This is a genomic window from Streptomyces sp. S6 (genome assembly GCF_054880855.1).
Genome location: NZ_JBTYMC010000363.1, coordinates 1 through 6,031 on the forward strand (window position 1 = coordinate 1; position 6,031 = coordinate 6,031).

At 72.3% G+C, this 6,031-nt stretch carries 6 protein-coding genes and 1 pseudogene; 3 read left to right on the forward strand and 4 right to left on the reverse strand.

The genetic code is table 11. The features are described from left to right. A partial coding sequence (locus ACVNF4_RS31125) for an ATP-binding SpoIIE family protein phosphatase (protein ID WP_461806227.1) occupies nucleotides 1-1,399 on the forward strand: 1,399 nt, incomplete at its 5' end. A 3-nt stretch (nucleotides 1,400-1,402) separates the two neighbouring features. Here ACVNF4_RS31125 and ACVNF4_RS31130 read toward each other — a convergent pair. Both ACVNF4_RS31130 and ACVNF4_RS31135 read right to left on the reverse strand, forming a co-directional pair. Further along, on the reverse strand, nucleotides 1,403-1,666 hold the full coding sequence (locus ACVNF4_RS31130; RefSeq protein ID WP_461806228.1) for a hypothetical protein: 264 nt from the start codon (nucleotides 1,664-1,666) through the stop codon (nucleotides 1,403-1,405). Then, nucleotides 1,663-2,481 (reverse strand): phytanoyl-CoA dioxygenase family protein, encoded by an 819-nt coding sequence (locus tag ACVNF4_RS31135; RefSeq protein ID WP_461806229.1) that lies wholly within the window; start codon nucleotides 2,479-2,481, stop codon nucleotides 1,663-1,665. Before ACVNF4_RS31135 ends, ACVNF4_RS31130 begins: the two co-directional genes overlap by 4 nt. A gap of 74 nt (nucleotides 2,482-2,555) precedes the next feature. On the opposite strand from ACVNF4_RS31135, the gene ACVNF4_RS31140 reads away from it, so the two are divergent. Further along, entirely contained in the window at nucleotides 2,556-3,332 is a 777-nt protein-coding gene (locus tag ACVNF4_RS31140; protein WP_461806230.1) for a helix-turn-helix domain-containing protein, read from the forward strand. On the opposite strand, the gene ACVNF4_RS31145 is transcribed toward ACVNF4_RS31140, so the two are convergent. Beyond that, the gene (locus tag ACVNF4_RS31145) at nucleotides 3,322-4,593 is read right to left on the reverse strand and encodes a heparan-alpha-glucosaminide N-acetyltransferase domain-containing protein (protein WP_461806231.1); all 1,272 of its coding nucleotides are present in this window, start codon (nucleotides 4,591-4,593) and stop codon (nucleotides 3,322-3,324) included. The two genes, ACVNF4_RS31140 and ACVNF4_RS31145, sit on opposite strands and share 11 nt — an antisense overlap. A gap of 152 nt (nucleotides 4,594-4,745) precedes the next feature. After that, nucleotides 4,746-5,648 carry a helix-turn-helix domain-containing protein gene (locus tag ACVNF4_RS31150; protein ID WP_461806232.1) on the reverse strand — a complete coding sequence of 301 codons (903 nt, stop codon included), beginning with the start codon at nucleotides 5,646-5,648 and terminating at the stop codon, nucleotides 4,746-4,748. An 84-nt stretch (nucleotides 5,649-5,732) separates the two neighbouring features. Here ACVNF4_RS31150 and ACVNF4_RS31155 point away from each other — a divergent pair. Continuing rightward, nucleotides 5,733-6,031 (forward strand): annotated as a pseudogene (locus tag ACVNF4_RS31155) (DsbA family protein); the annotation flags it as partial.

Below are 6,031 nucleotides of genomic sequence, written 5' to 3' on the forward strand. Positions count from 1 at the left end.
GGGCGGGGAGTGGGCGTTCGGGCCGGGGCTCGCCGCAGACCCCGCGCACTGGCCGCCGGGCAACCCGGTGATCGACGCGGCCCTCTCCGCGGAGGGCCTGACCGGCCGGATCACCGTGCCGCTGCGGGCGCGCGGCGCGCTGCTCGGCGTCGTCACCTTCTCCCGCCTGGACCGGCCCGAGGCGTTCACCGCCGACGACCTGATCCTCGCCGAGGAGCTCGCGACCAAGGCGGCCGTCGCCCTCGACAACGCCCGCCGCTACTCGCGGGAGCGGACGACCGCGCTCACCCTGCAACGCAGCCTGCTGCCGCAGGGGATGCCCCATCAGGAAGCGGTCGAGGTGGCGTCCCGCTATCTGCCGGGCGGGACGGGCGCGGAGGTCGGCGGCGACTGGTTCGACGTCGTCCCGCTGTCCGGCGCCCGGGTCGCCCTGGTCGTCGGCGACGTCGTCGGCCACGGCCTGCACGCCTCGGCGGGGATGGGGAGGCTGCGGACGGCGGTCCGTACGCTGGCGGACGTCGACCTGCCGCCGGACGAGCTGCTGACGCACCTCGACGACCTGGTCCTGCACCTGGCCGACGACCTGCGGCCCGACAGCCACTTCCAGCCGACCGGCGAGTCCGGGGCGACCTGCCTGTACACGGTGTACGACCCGGTGTCCCGGCGGGTCACGCTGGCGAGCGCCGGGCACCCGCTGCCGATGATCGTCTTCCCGGACGGCACGCTCGCACCGGTGTCCGTCCAGCCGGGTCCGCCGCTCGGCGTGGGCGGGCTGCCGTTCGAGTCCGTCGAGCTGGAGCTGCCCGAGGGCAGCCTGCTGGCGCTGTACACGGACGGGCTGGTGGAGAGCCGGGAGCGGGACATCGACCAGGGCATCGAGGGCCTGCGCCGGCTCCTCGACCCGTCGGCCGCGTCGCTGGACGCGCTGTGCGACACGGTGACGGACACCCTGCTCCAGGGCCGCCGCACCGACGACGCGGCCCTGCTGCTCGCCCGCACGCACGCGCTGGAGCACCACCACGTCGCCGATCTGGACATCGAGCCCGATCCCGCGCAGGTGCCGCACGCGAGGCGGTTCGCCGTGGAGCAGCTGGCCGCGTGGGGGCTCGACGAGGAGGCGTTCGTGACCGAACTCGTCGTCAGCGAGCTGGTCACGAACGCGATCCGGTACGGGGAGCCGCCGATCCGGCTGCGGCTGATCCGGGACACCTCGCTGATCTGCGAGGTGTCCGACGCCAGCAACACGGCACCGCATCTGCGCCGCGCCCGCACCTTCGACGAGGGCGGGCGGGGGCTGCTGCTCGTCGCGCAGCTCACGCAGCGGTGGGGTACCCGGCACGCGGCGCGCGGCAAGACGATCTGGTGCACCCAGCCGCTGCCGGGTTCCGAGCCGCTCTGACGGTCACTCCTCCAGTTTCTCGAAGAAGAACTCGTGCTTGAGGAAGGAGACGTCGTACTCGTGGCCGTGCTCGGGCGGCAGGAGCTGGGCCGCCTGGAAGAGCCGCCAGCCGTCGAGGAGGGCGTCGAGGCCGGTGCCGTAGGGGGGTTCGTCGCTGTCGCCGGTCGTGGGGCGGGTGCGTCCGGTGCCGTCGTACTCGGACCAGCCGAGGACGTGGGAGTCGAGCGCGGACGTCGACAGGTAGAGGACGAGAACGCGCTGCCTCATGCGTGGCTCCTTCGGGCCGGGCGGTTGGTGACGCGCGTGACCCAGTACTCGATGTCGAACGATTCGTCGCCGGTCAGGGCCCGCCACAGCAGGACCCGGTTGTAGACGTCCAGCCGGGCGCTGGCCTGCTCACCCCAGGGGAAGTACCAGTTGAGCTCTTTCTCGACCGCCGGGTCGTGCAGGTCGGCGGTGTCCCACAGCCGCACCTGGGGCACGGTCGGGTTCAGGCGGAGCTTGTACATGTAGCGGCGGCGGGAGGTGTCGTTGCGCCGGCCGCCGTGCCAGATGCCGTGGTGCAGGAGGAGAACCGTGCCGGCCGGGCAGGTCAGCCGGGTCTGTCCGCGCATGTTCTGGACGCGGCCGATGTCCGTCTCGTTGATGCGGCGCAGATGGGTGCCGGGGACGCTGAGGGTGCCGCCCATGTCGGCGGTCACCTCGTGCGGGTAGTACATGAGCTGGATGTCGAACGCGTCCGGCCGCACGTCGATGATCGCGTCCCCGTGGAGGGGCTGCGCGTACCCCTCGTTCGGCTCGCGGACGTGGACCGCCTGGTGGTCGACGGTCGGCTCGGGGCCGACGAGGCTCTCGATCGCGCCCGCGACGGCCGGCAGGGCGAGGAGTTCACGGACGAAGGTGTCCTGCGCGAACGCCTTGCTCAGCGGGGTGCCGTAGGGCACGCCGGGCAGGCCCTCGGCCAGGGTCGCGACGGCCCGTTCGTTGATCTCCGGCGGCACCACCGCGTCCAGCCGCAGGAACCCCTGCGTGACGAACCGCGCCGCCTGAACCGACGTCAGGAGTTGCTTGCTGGTTGACATGCGACGACCGTAAGGGCCCCGCACACCCCTGGTCGTGGGACGGATTCGCCGAGTACTGGTAATTTTCCGACCTGATGGAACACGTGACGCTACGGCTCGACGAGCCGCCCGCCGTGGCCGCCGCCGGCATCGGGGTACACGGCGTCGCCACCCCGCACGAGGTCTTCCGGCTGCCTGACCTGTGGCAGCTGCACCTCTACCACTACGACGGCCTCCTCACCCTCGGCGAGTCGGCCCACCGCATCCGCCCCGGCCACGTCAGCCTCGTCCCGCCGGACACCGAGGTCCACTTCCGCTACCGGGGCCGCTCGGAGCACTTCTACGTCCACCTGCGCCTCGGCGCGAGCGGCGCCGCCCGGACTGTCCCGGTGATGCAGGACGCCTCGGACACCCGCCTCGCCGAACTCCTGCGGCACGCGGTGACGGCCATGCCGAACTCCCCCGCGCGGGCCACGGCCGAGGTGTGGACGGCGCTGTGGCGCATCGCCGAACTGGCGGGGAACGGGGACGACGGCGCCGGGCACCGCCACCCCTTCGTGGCCGCCGCGCAGGCGTACGTGGAGGAGCATCTCGCCGGACCGCTGTCCGTGCCGGACGTGGCCCGCGCGGTCGGTATCTCGCACACCCACCTGACTCGTGTCTTCCGTGCCGAGACCGGACGTACCGTCGTGTCGTACGTCCGGTTCCGGCGTCTTCAGCGCGCCCGTCACCTGCTGACGTCCTCGACCCTGTCGGTCACCGCCGTCGCGGCGGCCGTGGGCATCGCCGATCTCCAGGCGTTCAACAAGGCGTGCCGCCGTGAGCTGGGCGCGAGTCCGCGTGACGTGCGTGCGGCGGGGTTCAGCGGATAGACGAGGCCGGTTTGGTGGCCCGGTGGAGGATCTCCTCCAGCGGTCCCCGGCGGAAGAAGCGGGACCAGACGCCCGCGAACAGGATGGCCCCGGCGATGAAGGAGAGAAGCAGCGGGACGCCCGCGTCCTGGGGCGGGGTGGCCGCTTCGCCGGGCAGGGCGAGGATGGCCAGGATGTGGCCCACGTAGAGGGTGAGGGACATGGTGCCGACGGCGATGACAGGTGTCAGCGCCTTGCGCAGCCAGTGCAGCCGCTCCATCGCGACGGTCGCGCACAGCAGCACGGTGATCGCGATGCCCAGGGCGCCGATGAGGTCGAACGTGGAGCCGCTGTGCGGTACGGCCGCCAGCAGCCCGTACGCCTGGGTGCCCCACAGGTCGTGGCCGACGGGCGAGTCGAACGCACCCGCTGCCGCCGCCGGGTCGGACATCAGTTTCGCCAGGTCCTCCGGGGACGGCCCCTCCGACATGACGTACTTCGCGCCGCCGGTCGCCTTCAGCAGCAGCCACGAGACGCCGTACCCGAACGCGATCATCCCGGCGGCGACGGCGGCGAGCCGCTTGCGGACGTCCCACGAGGTGAGGTCGAGGCGGCCGACCGCCATGCCGGTGACGACGAACGTCATCCAGGTGATGGCCGGGTAGAGGCCGAGGAGCGTGAGGTGCAGGACGCCGACGTCACTGACACGTGCCAGGGGGTCGTACGTGTTGATGGTGTTCACGGCCGACTCGGAGAGCAGCAGCCGCAGCCCGTAGTTGAGCTGGGGGGTGACGAGCGCGAGCACGAGCGCCACGGCGGCGAGCTTGCGGGCCGGCAGGCGCAGCAGGGGCAGGGAGAGCACGAAGTACAGGGCGTAGAAGTTGAGGATCCCGGCGCCGCCGAAGTTGGTCATCGCCAGGGCGGTGCCCACCACGAGCAGGACGGCGGCGCGGATCAGGATGCGGGCCTTGGCCTGCCGGAAGGCGAGGCCCTCCTTCGGCTTCGGGCGGCCGGCGATCAGGGTCAGCGAGAACCCGGCGAGCATGGCGAACAGGGCGGAGGCCCGGCCGCCCGCGAGTTCCAGGAACCAGTTGGCGACCGCACTGTCGGTTCCCCCGAAGGGGCCGACGTGCACGGAGAACATTCCGATCACGGCGATCGCGCGGGCGAGGTCCACGCCGACCAGCCGCGCGACCGGCACTCGGGGGGAGGTTTCCGCGGTGGGGTCGGCCGCGGGCTGGGGAGATAAGGGCGCCTTGGTGGCGCCGTCGATGTCTGTCACCGTCCCAACCTCGTGCAGCCGAAATCCGGAATGCCATCCGCCGGTCAGCGGGATCACCCCCGCCGGTCGGCGGATCCGAAGTGCTTTTTCGAGCAGGAAACCGGCGAAAGTGTGGTGATCCTGTGGGTGATCGGTGGCCGGATTCCGGCGGCTCAAACCTGTGTTCCGCGGATCGTGCGGCGGAAGCCGAGGGGGCTCTCGCCGGTGTGCCGGTGGAAGAACTTGCCGAAGTTGGTGGCGCTGGAGAAGCCGAGCCGGCCGGCGATCTGTGCGGCGGACTCGTCGCTGTGCGCGAGCAGCCGTCTGGCCTCCAGCAGGACCCGGCGGTCGACGAACTCCTTGGCGGTGACCCCGTCGGCGGCGAGGGTGGCGCGGGAGAGCGTGCGGGCCGAGTAGCCGAGGTCTCGGGCGTACTCCTCGACGCGGCGGCAGCGCGCGAAGTCGCGGTCCACGGCGGCCCGGAACCGCGTGTACGGCTCGCTCGGACCGGCGGCCGGGCTGCCGGGCGCCTCGATGTGAGCGGCGCGCAGTACCAGAGCGCCGAGCAGGTGGCGCAGGATCAGGACATGCGCCTCCAGCGGGACGCGGCCGAGGGCCCGGAACTCGTGTTCCAGGTGTGCGCGGGCGAACTCCAGGGCCGTGCGGTCCTCGCCGACGGGCGTGAGGTGTGCGGGGGCGTGCCGTTCGTCGAGGCCGGCGGCGGTCACCGTGGCCGGGTCGAGGAAGTCGCGTTCGAAGAGGACCAGGGTGCCCTCGGCGTGGCGGAGGTCGCCCCACTGGTGGACCTGGCCGGGGCGTACCCACAGCCAGGCGCCGGGTTCGAGGGTGTGGCCGGTGAAGTCGACCGTGTGCCGCAGGCGGCCTGCGGAGAGGGTGACCAGGTGGTGGAAGTCGGGGCGTTGGGGGAGCGTGAGCCGGCCCTCGCCGAGCCGGACGGGGGCTCGTTCGCGCAGGGCGGCGAGGGAGAGCACCTCGACTCCGGCCGGGGTTCCCGTGGGGGCGGCGAACCCGACGTCGGTGATGCGCCCGCCCGCCGGCTGTCCAGTTCTGACCATCACGAGTCGTGAGCGTATCCGGTTGCGACCGGATTCCCGCCCTACGGTTTCCGGAGAGGGACAGCAGCCGAGGAGAGGACTCCCATGCACCAGGAACACCCCGCCGGCCGTGCCCGGCTGACGTACGCGTTCGACGCCTACTGCGGCTGGTGCTACGGCTTCGCTCCGGCGCTGCACGAGTTCGCCGCCGCGAACGCGGACCGGATCGAGCTGGAGGTGCTGTCCGGGGGGCTGTTCACCGGGCCGCGTGCCCTGCCCGCGTCGGCGTTCCCGCACATCCCCGGCGCGAACGCGCGCATCGCCGAGCTGACCGGGGTCGCCTTCGGCGCGGGCTACCGGCGGATGCTGGCCGAGGGCACCGTCGTGATGGACTCCGCGGACGC